This is a genomic window from Rhodococcoides kroppenstedtii (genome assembly GCF_900111805.1).
GTDB lineage: Bacteria > Actinomycetota > Actinomycetes > Mycobacteriales > Mycobacteriaceae > Rhodococcoides > Rhodococcoides kroppenstedtii.
On sequence record NZ_FOJN01000011.1, the window covers coordinates 122,899 to 138,224 of the forward strand.

The window sequence follows — 15,326 nt, forward strand, 5'->3', positions numbered from 1 at the left end:
GACTAGCCTGTGGCACGGGCGATGCCGGGTCACGGCAGCCCCGTCCGACCGAGCCGGACGGGTGCACGGCCGAAGAGGAAGGACCGCAGTGCGCAAACTGATCGTCGGGCTCGTCGCCCTGGTGGCCGTTCTCCTGGCCGTCGATTTCGGCGCCGCGGCCTACGCCGAGTACCGCGTCTCCCGGGCGCTGCGCGACGGCGGCGATCTCGTGTCCGATCCCGACGTCACCGTGCACGGTTTCCCGTTCCTCACGCAGTTCGCCGACGGCCGGTACTCCCGCGTGGAGATCCGCGCCCGCGAGGTCCCGACGCCGTACGTCGAGAAGACCACGATCGAGGCCACCCTGCGTGACGTGCGCATTCCGCCGTCCGACCTGGTCGACGGCGCCGTGCGCACCGTGCCCGTGGGCGAACTCGACGCCCGCGTTCGGATCGACGCCACCGACCTCGGTCGCTTCCTGGACATTCCCGACCTGCAGGTCTCGGCGCCGCCCGCCGACCGCTCCGACGGCACGGGCGGCTCGGGCGGATCCGGCGAGACCACGGCGGGCGCGGTGGTCCTCTCCGGCACCGTCCCGGTCGGACCGATCGACACCGCCGTCAGCGTGACCGCCGAACTCCTGCTCGACGGCGACGGTGTGTCGATCGTCGCAACCGATCTGTACTTCGGCCCGGAGGGCCGGGCGGACTACACCGTTCCCGACTTCCTGAAACCGGCCGTGCTCGGTCTGTTCACGCGCACCATCGACACACAGCAGCTTCCCTTCGGTCTGCGCCCCACCGAGGTGCGAGCCGAGGGCGGACAGATCGTCGTCGAGGGCGAGGCCGACGACGTGACGGTCGACCTCAGCGAGATCGGGACCTCGTGACCGGGATCCTGGTGCTCCTCGCGGTCGTCGCGATCGCCGTGCTGATCGGGCTGATCGTCCGGCGACGCGACGGGGCCGTCCGCGCGGGCCGAGGCGCCGGGCCGGACGACGCCCGTCGGCGGGCCCTGACCGCCGCCGGTGCCGCCGAGGGGTCGGTGACCGTGCTGCACTTCTCCGCCGACTGGTGCGGACCCTGCAGCGCGGTGCGCCGCGTGGTGGCCGCGAGCGTGCAGGCCCTCACCGACGACGGCCACCGCGTCCGCGACGTCGAGGTCGACATGGAGGACGACCCCGCCCTGGCCCGCGATTTTCGCGTCATGTCCCTGCCCACCACCGTCGTGCTGGATGCGAACCTCCGCGAGCGCTTCCGGGCCTCCGGTGTGCCCGGGTCGGCCGATCTGCGGGCCGCCGTCCTGGCCGCCGCGGCACCCGAGCGGGACTGACCGAGAAACGGTGGTCACCACCCGCGCTGCCGGGACGGCGCGGACGTGCGTACGATGGGCGCCGTGATCGCCAGCCGCGAGCTTCTGCTCACCCGACGCCGCACAGTGGATCTGTGCCGCCTCGGCGGCTGTTGCTGCCGCTGCCGCTGAATCACCGGCTCTCCCCGCCGACCGCACTCGCGTGCGACGCGCCCCGATCGGGCCCCTCCCGCGACGGCCCGGCGCCCCGGGGACGAGCACCCGACACCCCGCCGAACGGCCGTGTGTCCCCTCCCGGTTCGCAGCCCATCCCGCAGGAGCATCCCGCAGTGTCTCTTCATCACCCCGACTCGACCCGACGCGAGTCGTCCCGTTCCGTCTCCCGCGTCGACGTCCGCGGTCCCCGCACCGTCGCCTGGGTCACCACCGCGGTGCTGGCCGTCGTCCTCCTCCTCGCCGGCGCGAGCACCGTCGCCGCGGCCGTTCTCCTCGGCGTCCAGGCCGTCGTCTTCGCGATCGGCGCGCTGCGCGGCCCCGCCGGGCACCCCTACGGCGTCGTGCATCGCGCCCTCGTGGCCCCGCGCCTCGGTCCCGTGACCGAGACCGAGCCGGTCCCGCCGCTGAAGTTCGCGCAGGCCGTCGGGTTCGTCTTCGCCGCCGTCGGCACCGTCGGTTTCGCCGCCGCGGTCCCGGCTCTCGGCTACGTCGCCACCGGCTTCGCCCTGGTCGCGGCCATCCTCAACGCCGCCTTCGGCCTCTGCCTGGGCTGCAAGCTCTACCCGCTCGCGAGCCGGTTCCTCCCGGCGCGCACCACCGCTGTTCCCTCCTGACCCGACTCCACCTTCCGAGCACCGACCGCATCACCGAAAGGAAAACCATGGCCCGCTCCGACGTCCTGGTCTCTGCCGATTGGGCCGAGCAGAACCTGAACGCCCCGAAGACCGTGTTCGTCGAGGTCGACGAGGACACCAGCGCCTACGACGGCGGTCACCTCGAGGGCGCCGTGCGCCTCGACTGGAAGAAGGATCTGCAGGACCCGGTCCGGCGTGACTTCCTCAACCAGAAGCAGTTCTCCGATCTGCTCTCCGAGCGCGGCATCGCCAACGACGACACCGTGATCCTGTACGGCGGCAACAACAACTGGTTCGCCGCGTACGCCTACTGGTACTTCAAGCTCTACGGCCACCAGGACGTCAAGCTCATCGACGGCGGCCGCAAGAAGTGGGAGCTCGACGGCCGGCCGCTGTCCAAGGACACCGTGGAGCGCGAGCGCACCCAGTACGAGGCGCAGACCCCGGACCTGTCCATCCGCGCGTTCCGTGACGAGGTCATCGACGCCATCGGGACCAAGAACCTCGTCGACGTGCGCTCCCCCGACGAGTTCTCCGGCAAGATCCTCGCCCCCGCGCACCTTCCGCAGGAGCAGGCGCAGCAGCGCGGCCACGTCCCCACCGCCATCAACATCCCGTGGAGCACCACCGCCAACGAGGACGGCACCTTCAAGGACGACGACGCCCTCGAGGCGCTGTACAAGGAGAAGGGCTACGACGACGAGAAGGCGACCATCGCCTACTGCCGCATCGGCGAGCGCTCCAGCCACACCTGGTTCGTGCTCAAGGAGCTGCTCGGCAAGCAGGACGTGAAGAACTACGACGGCAGCTGGGTCGAGTACGGCTCCCTCGTCGGCGCCCCCATCGAGCTGGAGGTGCGCTGACCATGTGCGGAGCACCCGTCCAGGGACAGACCCTGCCCGCCGGAGTCGACGTCGAGAAGGAGACCGTGATCGTCGGTCGCGTCCTCTCGGCCGAGGACCAGCAGCCCGTCGGCGGCGCGTACGTGCGCCTGCTCGACGAGTCCGGTGAGTTCACCGCCGAGGTGGTCGCCTCCGGAACCGGCGACTTCCGCTTCTTCGCCGCCCCCGGCACGTGGACCCTGCGCGCACTGTCCTCCACCGGCAACGGCACGGCCACCATCGCGCCCGAGTCCGCCGGTGTGCACAGCGCCGACGTACTCGTCGCCAAGTAGCTCGGCCACCACACCAGCACCGACGACACAGCAGCCCCGCCCCGAACGATCGGGGCGGGGCTGCTGTGCTTCTCGGATCGGCGCTATTTACCCGGCTCCGCCGGGCTCGTGCTATTTACCCGGCTCCGCCGAGATGCCCAGCGACTTCAGAATCTCGTCGAACGTCGTCGGGATCGATTCCTGCTCCGGCGCCGGCGGCGCGAGGTAACCCGGGTTGACGGGCGGGATCACCTGCGGCGCACCGGATTCCGACGGCGCAGCGGATTCTGCGGGCGCGGCGGGAGCGGGCGGGGCCTCGCTCTGCTCGCGGGCGAGGTCGGTGATCCAGCGGATCATGCGCTCGCTCTCCCAGTCACGGCCGTTGTCGGGGAAGTTGTCCCAGTAGTAGAGGTGCTGGACGAACCCCAGTTCGAGGTACGGCTTCTCCCACAGCTGCGGGATGTCGGCGTTGTCCTCGGCGAATCCCTCCGCCTCGGCGGCCAGCTTGGCCTCGACGATCGGGCGGCCGGGACCGAGCGCCCACTGCACGGCGTCGGACACCTCCTGCGGCGACGGCAACGGTGGTGTCGGGCTGGTGTCCTCCGTCCGATCGGACACGCGGAGCATCACGTCGAGGACCGACTCGTCCGAGGTGGCGAAGTCCGGGTCGGTGAACACGTGGGCGATGGTGCGTGCCGCGAGGTCGGACGCCGCGGCCGCGAAGTCCGTGAGCAGCAGACCGGGTGCCGCGAAGGTGAAGTGCATCTGCCCGAAGACGTTCGCCGCCAGCGGGAGGATGCCGAGCCGCAGCGGAGCGTCGCAGGCGATGTCGCCCGGCCGGCAGAACCACTTCATCTTCGGCGTGAGAGTGCCGTAGTCCTTGGGCTCCGACGACATGAAGCCGCCGCCGGACGGTCCCGGCTGCCCGAGCGACGGCGTTCCGGCCGGCCGGTAGGGGTCACCGACCAACGCGACGCCTGCAATGTCGTCACTGGTCACCGAGGCGGTTGCGGGGCGGGAGCCGATGTCGACGGCGAGCCGCTCCATCACTTCCGCGCCCACGCTGTAGCCGAGCAGGACGAACTTGGTGGAACTGCCGCACTTCGCCTTGTTCTCCTCCAGGAACCGGTCGGTGCCGGCCAGAGCCTCGCGCACCGACTCCTGGTAGGTCGGCACAACCTCGGTGGGGCTGACACCGTAGGTCGAGGAGTAGGGAACGTAGACCCAGCCGACGCGCCCCGGGTGATCGGCGTTGGCCTCGCCCGTCGGGACCGTGACGTTGCCGGTCCAGTTCGACCACGGCAGCCGGTCCACCTCGTCGAGCGGGTTGCGGGTCGACTCGGAGTCCGTGGCTCCGGTGACGGCGACGATGAGCACGTCCGGGCAGTCGAGGGCGTAGTTGTTGGGGTCGACGTCGATCTTCGTCCCGGCCCCGAAGACGTCGAGGATCGACTCCACCGGATCGTCCCCGAGACCCAGGGGGTCGGACGGCGTGATCGGTGCCGCCAGCGCCGTCGCGCCCCCCGCCGACAGCAGCAGCGTCGCGGCGACGACCCCCGTCCGTCGTCCCGCCGCCGTCCACCACGTCCTCGTCACGCGCATCGAAACCGATCGTCCTTTCCGGGGTACACCTCGGGCGCGAACGGGCCCGCGGCCGGGCGCAGCGCCCGATCGGTTCGAACCCTATGAGAGATGCAGGGGCGACGGATGCGAGCCGATTTGTCAGATGACACAAGGTTCACGACTCGAGGTTCGATCCGGCCGATCAGGGAAACGAGCCCCGCGACCGACCTCGGCCGGGCCGTGCGGCCGTGGGTGTCTACACTGGGACCGTGGTCATCTTCTTCGAGGTACTCCTGGTACTGGCGTCGATCCTCATCGCCTGGTTCTCGCTCTACGTCGTCTACCGCTTGGTCACCGACGAGTCGTGAGTGACCGGCTGAGCGGCGACGAGGCAGTCGCTCGCGCCGAGGAGCGCGCCAAGCAGACCGCGACGCGCAACATCCCGTCGCTTCCGGACCTGCCCGCGCCCGCCGATACGGCGAACCTGCGCCTGGGCGAGGACATCTCGCCGGCGATGCTGGCGCTGCTTCCGCTGGTCGGGGTGTGGCGCGGCGAGGGCGAGGGCCATGACGAGCAGGGTGACTACCGGTTCGGTCAGCAGGTCGTCGTGAGCCACGACGGCGGCCCGTACCTCGTCTGGGAATCCCGGAGCTGGCGGGTGACCGACGACGGCGCCTACGCGGCCCCCGATCTGCGCGAGTCCGGCTTCTGGCGCGTCAGCGGCAGCGACGCCGCGGGCGCCGAGAACCCCGAGACACTCGAACTGCTGCTCACCCACTCCTCGGGTGTGGTCGAGCTCTACTACGGCCACGCCCGGAACCAGTCGTCCTGGGAGCTGGCCACCGACGTCGTGATCCGCAGTACGTCCGCCGCGTTGGTGGGCGGAGCCAAGCGGCTCTACGGCATCGTCGAGGGCGGCGATCTCGCCTACGTGGAGGAGCGCGTCGGACCCGACGGCGACCTCTCTCCCCGGCTGTCCGCGCGCCTGGAGCGCTACGCGGGCTGACCGTCTTCGGCGTCGGCCTGCTCGGTGTCGGTCTGCTCGGTGCTCTCGTTCTCGATCTTCCCGTCCTCGTCGACCATGTCCGCGAAGGCGGTGCCCGACACCGTGCCGTCGGTCCCCGGGAGCGTGACGGTCTTGCGCGCCCCGGTCTCGTAGCGCTCGTTGAGGCCGTCCATCTTCTCCCCGGCCCTGTCCAGATCCTCCTGTGACAGTTCGGGTCCCACCGTCTCGTCGGTCTTCTCCGTGCTGTTCTCCCGGGTCTGCTGCTCGTCGGCGCTCATGAGACAAGCGTGACACACGCACGCACCGGACGGAGGCGATTGCTCGGTCTGCGATGACCGGGCACAGCCCGGGCGAGCCCGAACAGGAAGCGGCCCCCGAGCCGTACCGGGTGGGCATCTTGCGAGAAGACGCGCACCGGGTCTCGGTCTGGACGGACCGAGGGCTCGGGGGCCGGGTAGCTACCTGGTATTCGCCCGCCGCTCGCGCGGAGATTCCGGTGAATACCGTCAGCGGGTGCGGCTAGCGGGCAGCCACCTCACGTGTCCATAAGTCATACAACTTCGAACCACCTCCTCTCTCGTGTACCGACGACGCTACGCCCGCCCGAGCGGAGTCGGCAACGATTTTTTCTCGCGGTGAACAGGAGAGAGTCCGCACTCCGGCCGGAACCGGACGGTGGGTGATCACCACCGCCGTGGTCGCCGGATCCAGCAGGCCGGACCCCGGGTCGAGCAGTGCGGCGAGCAACCGCGCCGAGCTCGCGTCGTCGAGGTGCTCGGTGGGCTCGTCGACGATGACGACGGGTGCGCGGGACACCACGACGCGGGCCAGCAGCAACCGGCGACGTTGCCCTCCCGAGAGGGACCGGTCACCCCCGACGAGAACCGTGTCCGGCCCGTCGGGCAACGCACGCACCCACGCGCCCAATCCCGTCGCGTCGAGGGCGGCGAGCGCCTCGTCGACGCCGAGGTCGCCCCGGACCACTCGAAGGTTCTCGAACACCGACGTCTCGAAGACCCGCGCATCCTCCGCGAAGAAGGTCACCGCGGCGCGAACGTCGGCCGGGTCGAGGTCGGACAGGGTGCGTCGACCGGTGGTGGCGTCGCCGAGGCTCACCGTGCCGGCCACGGCGGGCAGCAGGCCGGCGGCCGTCAGCGCCACCGAGGTCTTTCCCACCCCGCTGGGACCCACCAGGGCCACCCGCTCGCCCGCAGCGATCGTCGTCGTCATCGGCGCGGTCCCTCGGTCGGTCGCATATCCGGCGACGACGCCGTCGAGCACCAGCTCAGGACGCGCCGTGGCGAGCCGCGCACCGGGAACCGGCGGCTCCGGCGTCGTCGTACCGCTCCCGATCAGGTCCACGATGCGCCGCGCCGCCAGTCGGCCGCGCGTCACGGCGACCGCGGCGGCGGGAAGGACCGACGTGGCCTCGAACGCGGCCAGCGGCACGAGGACGACGATCGCGAGCGACATCGGGGACGTGCCCCCGGCGAAGGCCGTGCCGGACCCGTACGCGACCGTCCCGACCAGCAAGGCCCCGACGACCGCGACGCCCGTCGCGAGCGGCCCCGCCGCAGCAGCGAGAGCGGACCATCGCGCGGCGCGATCCTCCGCGGCCGCGACGTCACATCGGGCGGCCGCGGCGCGGGCGCGGACGTCCGCCAGTCGACCGGCGACGCGCAGTTCGGCGGCGGACTCGATCGCCAGGACCGTGGACGCTGCGGCGTCCGCACGGGCGCGGGCGTGATCGGCGTCGTCGTCGGTCTGCGCGCGGGCGGTGAGGATCGGCGTCACGACGCCCGCGAGGAGAAGACACCCCGCGAGGATCGCCGCGGCGGCCGGCGAGAACGCGGCGAGCAGTCCGACCGACGCGACGGCGAGCACGGCGGCGACCGCGGCCGGCACGAGCGCGCGCACGACGACGTCCCCGATCGCGTCGACGTCGTCGCCGGTGCGCACCACGAGATCCCCGCGGCGCAGTCGCCAGGCCGCCGTCGACTCCCTCTGTGCGAGAGCGCGATACAGCGCTGCGCGCAGGGCGACCGTTCCGCGGAGTGCGACGTCGTGGGTCGCCAGCCGTTCGAGATACCGGCAGATACCGCGGCTGATGCCGAGCGCGCGCACCGCCACGACGGCGACGGACAGGTGCAGGACGGGCGGCATCTGCCACGCCCGGAGGATCAGCCACGCGGACAGCGCCGACAGGGCGAGCGCGCTGCCGAGCGTCGCGACCCCGGCGAGCACGGCCCACGCGATGCGGCGACCGTCGAGGTCGGCCAGGGCGAGGACGCGTCGGAGGTCGGTCATCGCGAACTCCACACCGGTGCGTCGGTCACGCTCACCACCCGGTCCGCGGCGGCCAGCACGTCGGGGGTGTGCCCCACGATCACCACCGTGCGCCCCGCGGCGGCGAGGCGGACCAGCGCCGCGAGAACGGCTGCCGCACCGGCGGAGTCGAGGTGCGCGGTGGGCTCGTCGAGCAGCAGAACCCGCGCCGACGACGCCAGGGTCCGCGTCAGGGCCAGGCGTTGCCGCTCCCCCAGCGACAGGCCGTCGCCGCCGTCGCCCAGCCGGGTGGCCCACCCGTCCGGTGCGGACGCCACCACGGCGTCGAGACCGGTGGTCACCGCGGCGGCGGTGACGAGGTCGTCGTCGTCGCACCACACGTTGTCGCGGATGGTGCCGGCCGTGATCGCGGGGCGTTGGGGCAACCACGCCACCGACGCCCACCACCGCTCGAGGTCGAGGTCCGCGACGTCCACGTCGCCCACCGTGACGCGGCCGCGATCGGGTTCGGTGAGGCCGAGCGCGACGGTGAGCGCGGTCGATTTGCCGGACCCGTTGGGGCCGGTCAGCACGGTGACCTCGCCGGGCCGGCACTCGGCGGACAGCTCGTGTGGTGCCGGGCCGTCCCGTCCGTCGACCGTGACGCCGTGCCATCGAAGCGGTTGTGCGACAGGCGGATCGACGGTCCCCGTTCGGGGTCGTTCGGCGTCCTCGTCGAGCAGCGCGAACACGCGATCGGCCGCCTCCGCGCCGTCCTCCGACGCGTGGAAGGCGGCACCCACCGCGCGCAGCGGGAAGTAGATCTCCGGGGCGAGGATCAGCGCGACGATGCCGGGGGCGAGCTCCATCTCACCGCGCACCAGCCGGAGACCGATCGTGACCGCCACGAGCGCGACTCCCAACGACGCGAGCAGTTCCAGCACCATCGAGGACAAGAACGCGGTGCGCAGCGCGCGCATCGTGGTGCGGCGGTGGCGGTCGCCGAGCTCGGCGACGCGCTCCTCCGGACCCTGCTCGCGTCCGAGTGCGCGGAGCGTCGGGACGCCGGCGAGCAGGTCGAGCTGGCGCCCGGCCAGTGCGGCGGTGGCGTCCAGCGTGCGACGCGAGCGTCCCTCGGTCAGCCGGCCGATGAGAATCATGAACACCGGGATCGTCGGCAACGTCACCGCGACGACGACGGCCGAGAGCGGGTCGAACCACGCCACCACCGCCAGCGCCGCCGGTGTCACCGTAGCGGCGAGGAGCAGCGACGGGACGTAGTCGGTCAGGTAGGGCCGCAGGCCGTCGAGGCTGCGCGTGAGCACCGTGGTCCACTCCGCGCGCCGGTGGTCGAGACGCCGGTCGGGCACACGCGCCGCGGCGTCCAGCGCGTCGGCCGTGAGGTCCTGCACCACCCGCGTCGCCGAGCGGTGCGCGGTGCGGGCACGCAGATGCGTCGCGACGACACGGCCGAGCACCGCGACCCCCAGGATCGTGAGTTCGACGGTCCAGGCGCCGGGCGTCCGTCGTGCCGGATCGGTGACCACGCCGGCGAGGATCGTGCCCACCGCGACGGCGATCACGACCACGCAGACGGTGGTGACCAGGGACAGCCCGGTCGACACGAGCAGGTAGCGACGACCCGCCGCGGACCGGCTCCACAGACGCGGGTCGACGGGCCCGCGCCGGCGACGTCGGGTGGTCATCGGGCCAGCCCGATGGACTGCGGAATGTCGGCGACGGACAGTCGGCGCCGGAAGACCCAGTAGGTCCACGCCTGGTATCCGAGCACCACCGGGGCGACGATGACCGTCGCCCATCCCATCACCCGCAGCGTGTACTCCGAGGACGACGCGTTCTCGACCGTCAACGACCAGGCCGGATCGAGGGTCGACGGCAGCACCGCGGGGAACAGGGAGGCGAAGAGCAGGACGACGGCGCCGGCGATGGTGACGGTGGTGCCGAGGAAGGCCCAACCCTCCCGGCCCGCGTGCGCGGCGACCACGGCGGCGACGAGCGCGGCCACCGCGACGCCGACCAGCCACCAGGTCCAGTCCTTGCCGTGGGCCAGCTGGGTCCAGAGCGCGAACGCGCCCGTCGTGGCCGTCGCGGGCAGGGCCAGGCGCCGGGTGAGCGCCGCGGCGTCGCGGTGCACGTCGCCGGACGTCTTGAGCGCCACGAACACCGCGCCGTGGAACAGGAACAACAGTGCCGTCGTCGCGCCGCCGAGCAGGGCGTACGGAGTCAGCAGATCGAGCAGTCCGGACACGACCTTCTTGTTCTCGTCGACGGCCACGCCGCGCACGATGTTCGCGAACGCGACGCCCCAGAGCACCGCCGGTACCCAGGAGCCGATGCCGATGCCCAGATCGCAGCGACGACGCCAGATCGGGTCGTCGATCTTCCCGCGGTACTCGATGGCGCAGATGCGCAGGATCAGGGCGACCAGGATCAGCAACAGCGGCAGATAGAACCCGGAGAAGAGCGTGGCGTACCACTCGGGGAACGCGGCGAACAGGACGCCGCCCGCGGTGATCAGCCAGACCTCGTTGCCGTCCCATACCGGGCCGATCGTGTTGAGCACCACGCGTCGTCGCTTCTCGGCGATCTCGGCGGAGGCACTGCGTCCCAGCACCGGCATCAGCATGCCGACGCCGAAGTCGAAGCCTTCCAGCACGAAGTAACCGACGAACAGGACGGTGACGAGGACGAACCAGAACTCGGGAGTGGCCATGGCGGTGCTCCTAGTACGCGAACGACAGCGGGCGGGCCGCGCCGTCGGAATCGTCGGTGTCGTCGGCCTCGGCGTGCGGGTGGCGATCGTGCTCCAGCGGCCCGGCCTGCACGTAGCGGCGCATGAGGCCGAACCACACGGCCCCCAGCGCCGCGTAGACCACCGTGAACGTCGCGAGCGAGGCGACGACGAGGCCCACCGGGTGGTCCGACACGCCCTGGTCCACGGTCAGTCGGATCGCGTCGACGCCCGTCGGGTTGGGGGCGACGATCCAGGGCTGGCGACCCATCTCGGTGAAGATCCAGCCGGCGCTGTTGGCCAGGAAGGGCGTCGGGATCGCGAGAAGCGACAGGCGAGAGAACCAGCGCTGGTCGGGAATACGGCCGCCCCGCGTCACCCACAGTCCGGCGAGCGCCAGCGCGGCCGAGCCGGCGGCGAGGCCGATCATGGCGCGGAACGCCCAGTAGGTGACGAAGAGATTGGGCCGGTAGTTGCCCGGTCCGTACATCTGCTCGTACTGCGCCTGCAGTTCGGTGACGCCCTGCACGGTGGCACCGGTGTCGCTCTCGGCCAGGAACGAGGTCAGACCGGGGATGGCGACGATGTGCTGCACGCTGTCGCAGTCGTTGTGCGTGCCGATGGTGAGGATGGAGAAGGACGCGCCGGTTTCGGTGTGGCACAACGATTCCGCGGAGGCCATCTTCATGGGCTGCTGGTCGAACATGAGCTTGCCCTGGATGTCGCCGGTGATCGCGAGGGCGGCTCCGGAGACGATCATGACGACGAAGGCCAGGCGTGCGGCGGGCCGGAACATGCTGCGTGCGTCGGACTCCGGGCCGGTCTCACCGCGACGGGCGCTGCGCACCATCCACCACCCGGCGATCCCGGCGACGAAAGTCGCTGCGGTGAGGAAGGATCCGGCCACGGCGTGCGGGAACGCGGCGAGCGCGGTGTTGTTGGTGAGCATGGCGACGATGTCGACCAGCTCGGCCCGCCCGGTGTCCGGGTCGTAGATCGCCCCCACCGGATGCTGCATCCAACTGTTGGCGGCGATGATGAAGTACGCGGAGGCGTTGACGCCGATCGCGACCAGCCAGATCGTCGCCAGGTGCACGAGTTTCGGCAACCGGTTCCACCCGAAGATCCACAGCCCCAGGAAGGTCGACTCGAGGAAGAACGCCACGAGTCCCTCGAGGGCGAGCGGTGCTCCGAAGACGTCGCCGACGAAGCGCGAGTACTCCGACCAGTTCATGCCGAACTGGAACTCCTGGACGATGCCGGTGGCGACGCCGAGCGCGAAGTTGACCAGGAAGAGCTTGCCGAAGAACTTGGTGAGTCGGTACCACGAGTCCTTGCCCGTGATCACCCACATCGTCTGCATGGCGGCGACCAGCGGGGCGAGCCCGATGGTCAATGGAACCAACAGGAAGTGATAGACGGTGGTGATGCCGAACTGCCACCGGGAGACATCGAGTGCGTCCATGGCCAACTTCTCTCGCGGACCGCAGGTCAGGGTGATCGGCCTGCACTCCGGACGCTACTACTACGCGTAGTAGTAAAGCGACGGACTGTGTCCGCGGTCATGGGCGATCCACGTCACCCGGCTCACGTCCGGGACCGGGGTCCGCGACGGGTCAGAGCTGGACGGCCGTGTCGACGAGCGTGCGCACGGTCTCGTCGAGCGGTGTCTCGCCGAGGGCGACGTCGCCCAGCGTGTGAACCTTCGCGGCCAGGGTGATGGACGACACCAGCCAGACGCTGTCGGCGAGAACGAGATCCGCGACGCGGAGCGGCGACCGACGGCAGGTGAACCCGGCCGACCCGGCGACGTCGTAGAGCGCGTCGACGGTGGTCCCCGGCAGCACGCCGTGCTCCACCGGCGGCGTCGTCATGACCCGGTCCGTCACGGCGACCACGGTGGAGCGCGGCCCCTCGAGGACGTAGCCCTCGGCGCTGCGGAAGATCACGTCGTCGAATCCCGCTCGCTGCGCGTGCCGCAGCGCGGCCATGTTGACCGCGTAGGACAGCGTCTTCGCGCCCAACAACGTCCAGGGCGCGGCGCCGGCCACGTCGACCGAGTACCCCCGAGCCAGCGTCAGCGCCGACACCCCGGCCGTGCGTGCCGACGCCACGCGCGCGGGAACGGCCGAGACCGTCAGCAGCGCGGTCTCGCCGCCGTCGCCGTCCTCTCGGCCGCGGCTGAGGTAGAGACGCATCGCGCCTTCCTCCGCCGTGCCCCAGGCCGTCGCGGCGATGCCGATCGCGCGGGTCCAGGCGTCGACGCCGGGCTCGGTGAGGTCGACGGCCGCCGCCGAGCGGCGCAGTCGCGCCAGGTGGGCGTCCACCCGGCACGCCTTTCCGCCGCGCACCAACAGGGTCTCGAACACGCCGTCGCCTCGGACGGCACCCAGGTCGTCCGCGTGCAGGACCGGACGGGTCGGATCGAGGACGTCGCCTGCCAGGGTCACCACGACGCGGGAGCTCATGGCGTCAGGGTAGTGCCGGGCCGAGAGACGCCCCCTGCACCCGACCACGACACGCTCCTAGACTGGGGACGTGGCCGCCGTTTCCGATCGCCCGTTCGAGCCCTCTCCCGTTCTCGGCCGTCCGGGGGCCGTCGCCTCCCCGGCCGAACTTCCCGACCTGGGCACCGCCTGGCACTACGGCGACCCGTTCGGTGAGCAGCGTGCTGCCGCGACCTCGGTCGCGGTGATCGACCGCAGCACCCGCGCGGTCATCGCCGTCACCGGCGAGGAGCGCCTCACCTGGCTGCACACCATCTCGTCCCAGCACATCGCGTCGTTGCCCGACGGACGCTCGGCGGAGAATCTGAGTCTGGACGTCAACGGACGCGTCGAGGACCACCTGGTCCTCACCGACCTCGACGGAACCACGTGGATCGACACCGAGGCCGCGCGCGGTCCCGCGCTGCTCGGTTTCCTGACGAAGATGGTGTTCTGGTCCAAGGCGGAGCCGCGGGACGGCGGCGAGCTGGCCGTGCTGTCCCTGATCGGCCCACAGGCCCCGTCCGTGTTGCGGGCGGTGGGGGCGCCGGTGCCGGAGCTGCCGTACGACGCAGCGGCATTGCCGGATGGCGGCTTCGTCCGCCGCATGCCGTGGCCCTCCCGCACCGACTCGTTCGACGTGCTCGTTCCGCGAGATCGTCTCGAAGAATGGTGGGCGACGTTCGTCGTCGCCGGTGCGCGGGAAGCGGGCAGCTGGGCGTACGAGGCGCTGCGGGTGGAGACGGTCCGCCCCCGCCTCGGTCTCGACACCGACGAGCGGACCATCCCGCACGAGGTGGGCTGGATCGGCGGCGTCACCGAGTTCGGCGCGGTGCACCTGGACAAGGGCTGCTACCGCGGGCAGGAGACCGTCGCCCGCGTGCACAACCTGGGCAAGCCTCCCCGCCGACTGGTGCTGCTGCACCTCGACGGGTCCGCGGACAGTCGCCCCGAAACGGGTGACGACGTCACCGCCGAGGGACGGACGGTCGGCCGCGTCGGCACGGTGGTGGACCACTTCGAACTCGGCCCGATCGCACTCGCCCTGATCAAACGCGCCGTCCCGGTGGACACCGCGCTGACCGCCGGCCCCTGCGCGGCGTCGATCGATCCGGACTCCTACGCCCCGGACACCGCGATCCAGGCCGGGCGCGCCGCCGTCGACCGACTGCGCGGGCGGTGACCGCCCCCGAATCGACGGGGCCGGTGCCGACGGGCCGTCTTTTGGACGTCTGCGTGGTGCACACGCTCCACCCGCTCTCGCGGCCTGCCGTCGTCGACTCGGCGATCGACAAGCGCCCCGTCACCGGACCGGTCGAGGTCACCGCACTCGGACTCACGGGCGACCGTTCGATCGACGTGAAATTCCACGGTGGAGCCGATCAGGCCGTGTACGCCTTCGACGACGCCGAAGCACTGCGGTGGGCGACCGAGCTCGGCCGGCCGGTCCCCGCCGGTTGGTTCGGGGAGAACCTGCGCGTGTCCGGTGTGCCGGTGACCGACGCCGTCGTCGGCTCCACGTGGGCCGTCGGCACGGCCGTGCTGGAAGTCACCATTCCGCGTCGGCCTTGCGCGACGTTCGCCCGCTGGACCGAGGAACCGCGCTGGGTGAAGCGGTTCACCGAGCGTGGCGACGTGGGGACCTACCTCCGCGTCGTCCGCCCCGGACACGTCGGCGCGGGTGACCTCGTCGAGGTCACCGGCGTGCCCGATCACGGCGTCACGGTGCGCGATCTGTTCGTCGGCAGCTCGGTCGCGGCGATGGACGCCCTGCTGGACATCGAGGGTTTCGCCCCCAAGGTGTACCGCGAGGCGCGGGACATGGCGGCGCGGGCGAGACGACGCGCGGCGCCACTCGATCCGGTGTGAGCGCGTCGGACTTTCGCACGCTATTGTGTGAGACAGGAAGAACACACAATCAGACGGGGCCGCCAAAAAATCCCAGGCCGCCCCGCTATTC

The 15,326-nt window shown here is 71.3% G+C and carries 15 protein-coding genes; 8 read left to right on the forward strand and 7 right to left on the reverse strand.

Features of this window, described 5'->3' with window-relative positions; translation table 11 throughout:
* Positions 1–88 precede the first annotated feature (88 nt).
* From BMZ18_RS13630 to BMZ18_RS13650, 5 genes are all read left to right on the forward strand, one after another.
* The gene (locus BMZ18_RS13630; protein WP_068102955.1) at positions 89–868 is read left to right on the forward strand and encodes an LmeA family phospholipid-binding protein; all 780 of its coding nucleotides are present in this window, start codon (positions 89–91) and stop codon (positions 866–868) included.
* Positions 865–1,311, forward strand: coding sequence for a thioredoxin family protein (locus tag BMZ18_RS13635; RefSeq protein ID WP_068102956.1), 447 nt, complete (start codon positions 865–867; stop codon positions 1,309–1,311). The genes BMZ18_RS13630 and BMZ18_RS13635 overlap by 4 nt, the downstream gene beginning before the upstream one ends.
* 308 nt (positions 1,312–1,619) lie before the next feature.
* Entirely contained in the window at positions 1,620–2,120 is a 501-nt protein-coding gene (locus BMZ18_RS13640) for a DUF4395 domain-containing protein (protein ID WP_068363056.1), read from the forward strand.
* Positions 2,121–2,167: 47 nt separating this feature from the next.
* Positions 2,168–3,004 carry a sulfurtransferase gene (locus BMZ18_RS13645; RefSeq protein WP_068363053.1) on the forward strand — a complete coding sequence of 279 codons (837 nt, stop codon included), beginning with the start codon at positions 2,168–2,170 and terminating at the stop codon, positions 3,002–3,004.
* Between the two features lie 2 nt (positions 3,005–3,006).
* A complete protein-coding gene (locus BMZ18_RS13650; protein WP_068102964.1) occupies positions 3,007–3,315 on the forward strand; it encodes a DUF1416 domain-containing protein in 309 nt (102 codons plus the stop codon).
* A 111-nt stretch (positions 3,316–3,426) separates the two neighbouring features.
* Here BMZ18_RS13650 and BMZ18_RS13655 read toward each other — a convergent pair whose 3' ends face one another.
* Positions 3,427–4,896, reverse strand: a complete 1,470-nt coding sequence (locus tag BMZ18_RS13655) for a cutinase family protein (protein ID WP_074922252.1) — start codon at positions 4,894–4,896, stop codon at positions 3,427–3,429.
* A gap of 325 nt (positions 4,897–5,221) precedes the next feature.
* On the opposite strand from BMZ18_RS13655, the gene BMZ18_RS13660 reads away from it, so the two are divergent.
* Positions 5,222–5,863, forward strand: a complete 642-nt coding sequence (locus BMZ18_RS13660; RefSeq protein WP_235606308.1) for a heme-binding beta-barrel domain-containing protein — start codon at positions 5,222–5,224, stop codon at positions 5,861–5,863.
* On the opposite strand, the gene BMZ18_RS13665 is transcribed toward BMZ18_RS13660, so the two are convergent.
* From BMZ18_RS13665 to BMZ18_RS13690, 6 genes are all read right to left on the reverse strand, one after another.
* Positions 5,851–6,141, reverse strand: coding sequence for a hypothetical protein (locus BMZ18_RS13665; protein ID WP_068102968.1), 291 nt, complete (start codon positions 6,139–6,141; stop codon positions 5,851–5,853). The two genes, BMZ18_RS13660 and BMZ18_RS13665, sit on opposite strands and share 13 nt — an antisense overlap.
* Before the next feature lie 241 nt (positions 6,142–6,382).
* A complete protein-coding gene (cydC, locus tag BMZ18_RS13670) occupies positions 6,383–8,170 on the reverse strand; it encodes a thiol reductant ABC exporter subunit CydC (RefSeq protein ID WP_139203973.1) in 1,788 nt (595 codons plus the stop codon).
* Positions 8,167–9,834, reverse strand: coding sequence for a thiol reductant ABC exporter subunit CydD (gene cydD, locus BMZ18_RS13675; RefSeq protein WP_068363045.1), 1,668 nt, complete (start codon positions 9,832–9,834; stop codon positions 8,167–8,169). Before cydD ends, cydC begins: the two co-directional genes overlap by 4 nt.
* On the reverse strand, positions 9,831–10,862 hold the full coding sequence (gene cydB / locus BMZ18_RS13680) for a cytochrome d ubiquinol oxidase subunit II (protein ID WP_068363042.1): 1,032 nt from the start codon (positions 10,860–10,862) through the stop codon (positions 9,831–9,833). The genes cydD and cydB overlap by 4 nt, the downstream gene beginning before the upstream one ends.
* Positions 10,863–10,872: 10 nt before the next feature.
* The gene (locus BMZ18_RS13685) at positions 10,873–12,345 is read right to left on the reverse strand and encodes a cytochrome ubiquinol oxidase subunit I (RefSeq protein ID WP_068363039.1); all 1,473 of its coding nucleotides are present in this window, start codon (positions 12,343–12,345) and stop codon (positions 10,873–10,875) included.
* Positions 12,346–12,496: 151 nt separating this feature from the next.
* On the reverse strand, positions 12,497–13,348 hold the full coding sequence (locus tag BMZ18_RS13690) for an aminodeoxychorismate lyase (protein ID WP_068363035.1): 852 nt from the start codon (positions 13,346–13,348) through the stop codon (positions 12,497–12,499).
* A 70-nt stretch (positions 13,349–13,418) separates the two neighbouring features.
* On the opposite strand from BMZ18_RS13690, the gene ygfZ reads away from it, so the two are divergent.
* Entirely contained in the window at positions 13,419–14,549 is a 1,131-nt protein-coding gene (ygfZ, locus tag BMZ18_RS13695) for a CAF17-like 4Fe-4S cluster assembly/insertion protein YgfZ (protein WP_068363031.1), read from the forward strand.
* Positions 14,546–15,235, forward strand: a complete 690-nt coding sequence (locus tag BMZ18_RS13700; RefSeq protein WP_371828504.1) for an MOSC domain-containing protein — start codon at positions 14,546–14,548, stop codon at positions 15,233–15,235. The genes ygfZ and BMZ18_RS13700 overlap by 4 nt, the downstream gene beginning before the upstream one ends.
* Positions 15,236–15,326: the final 91 nt, after the last annotated feature.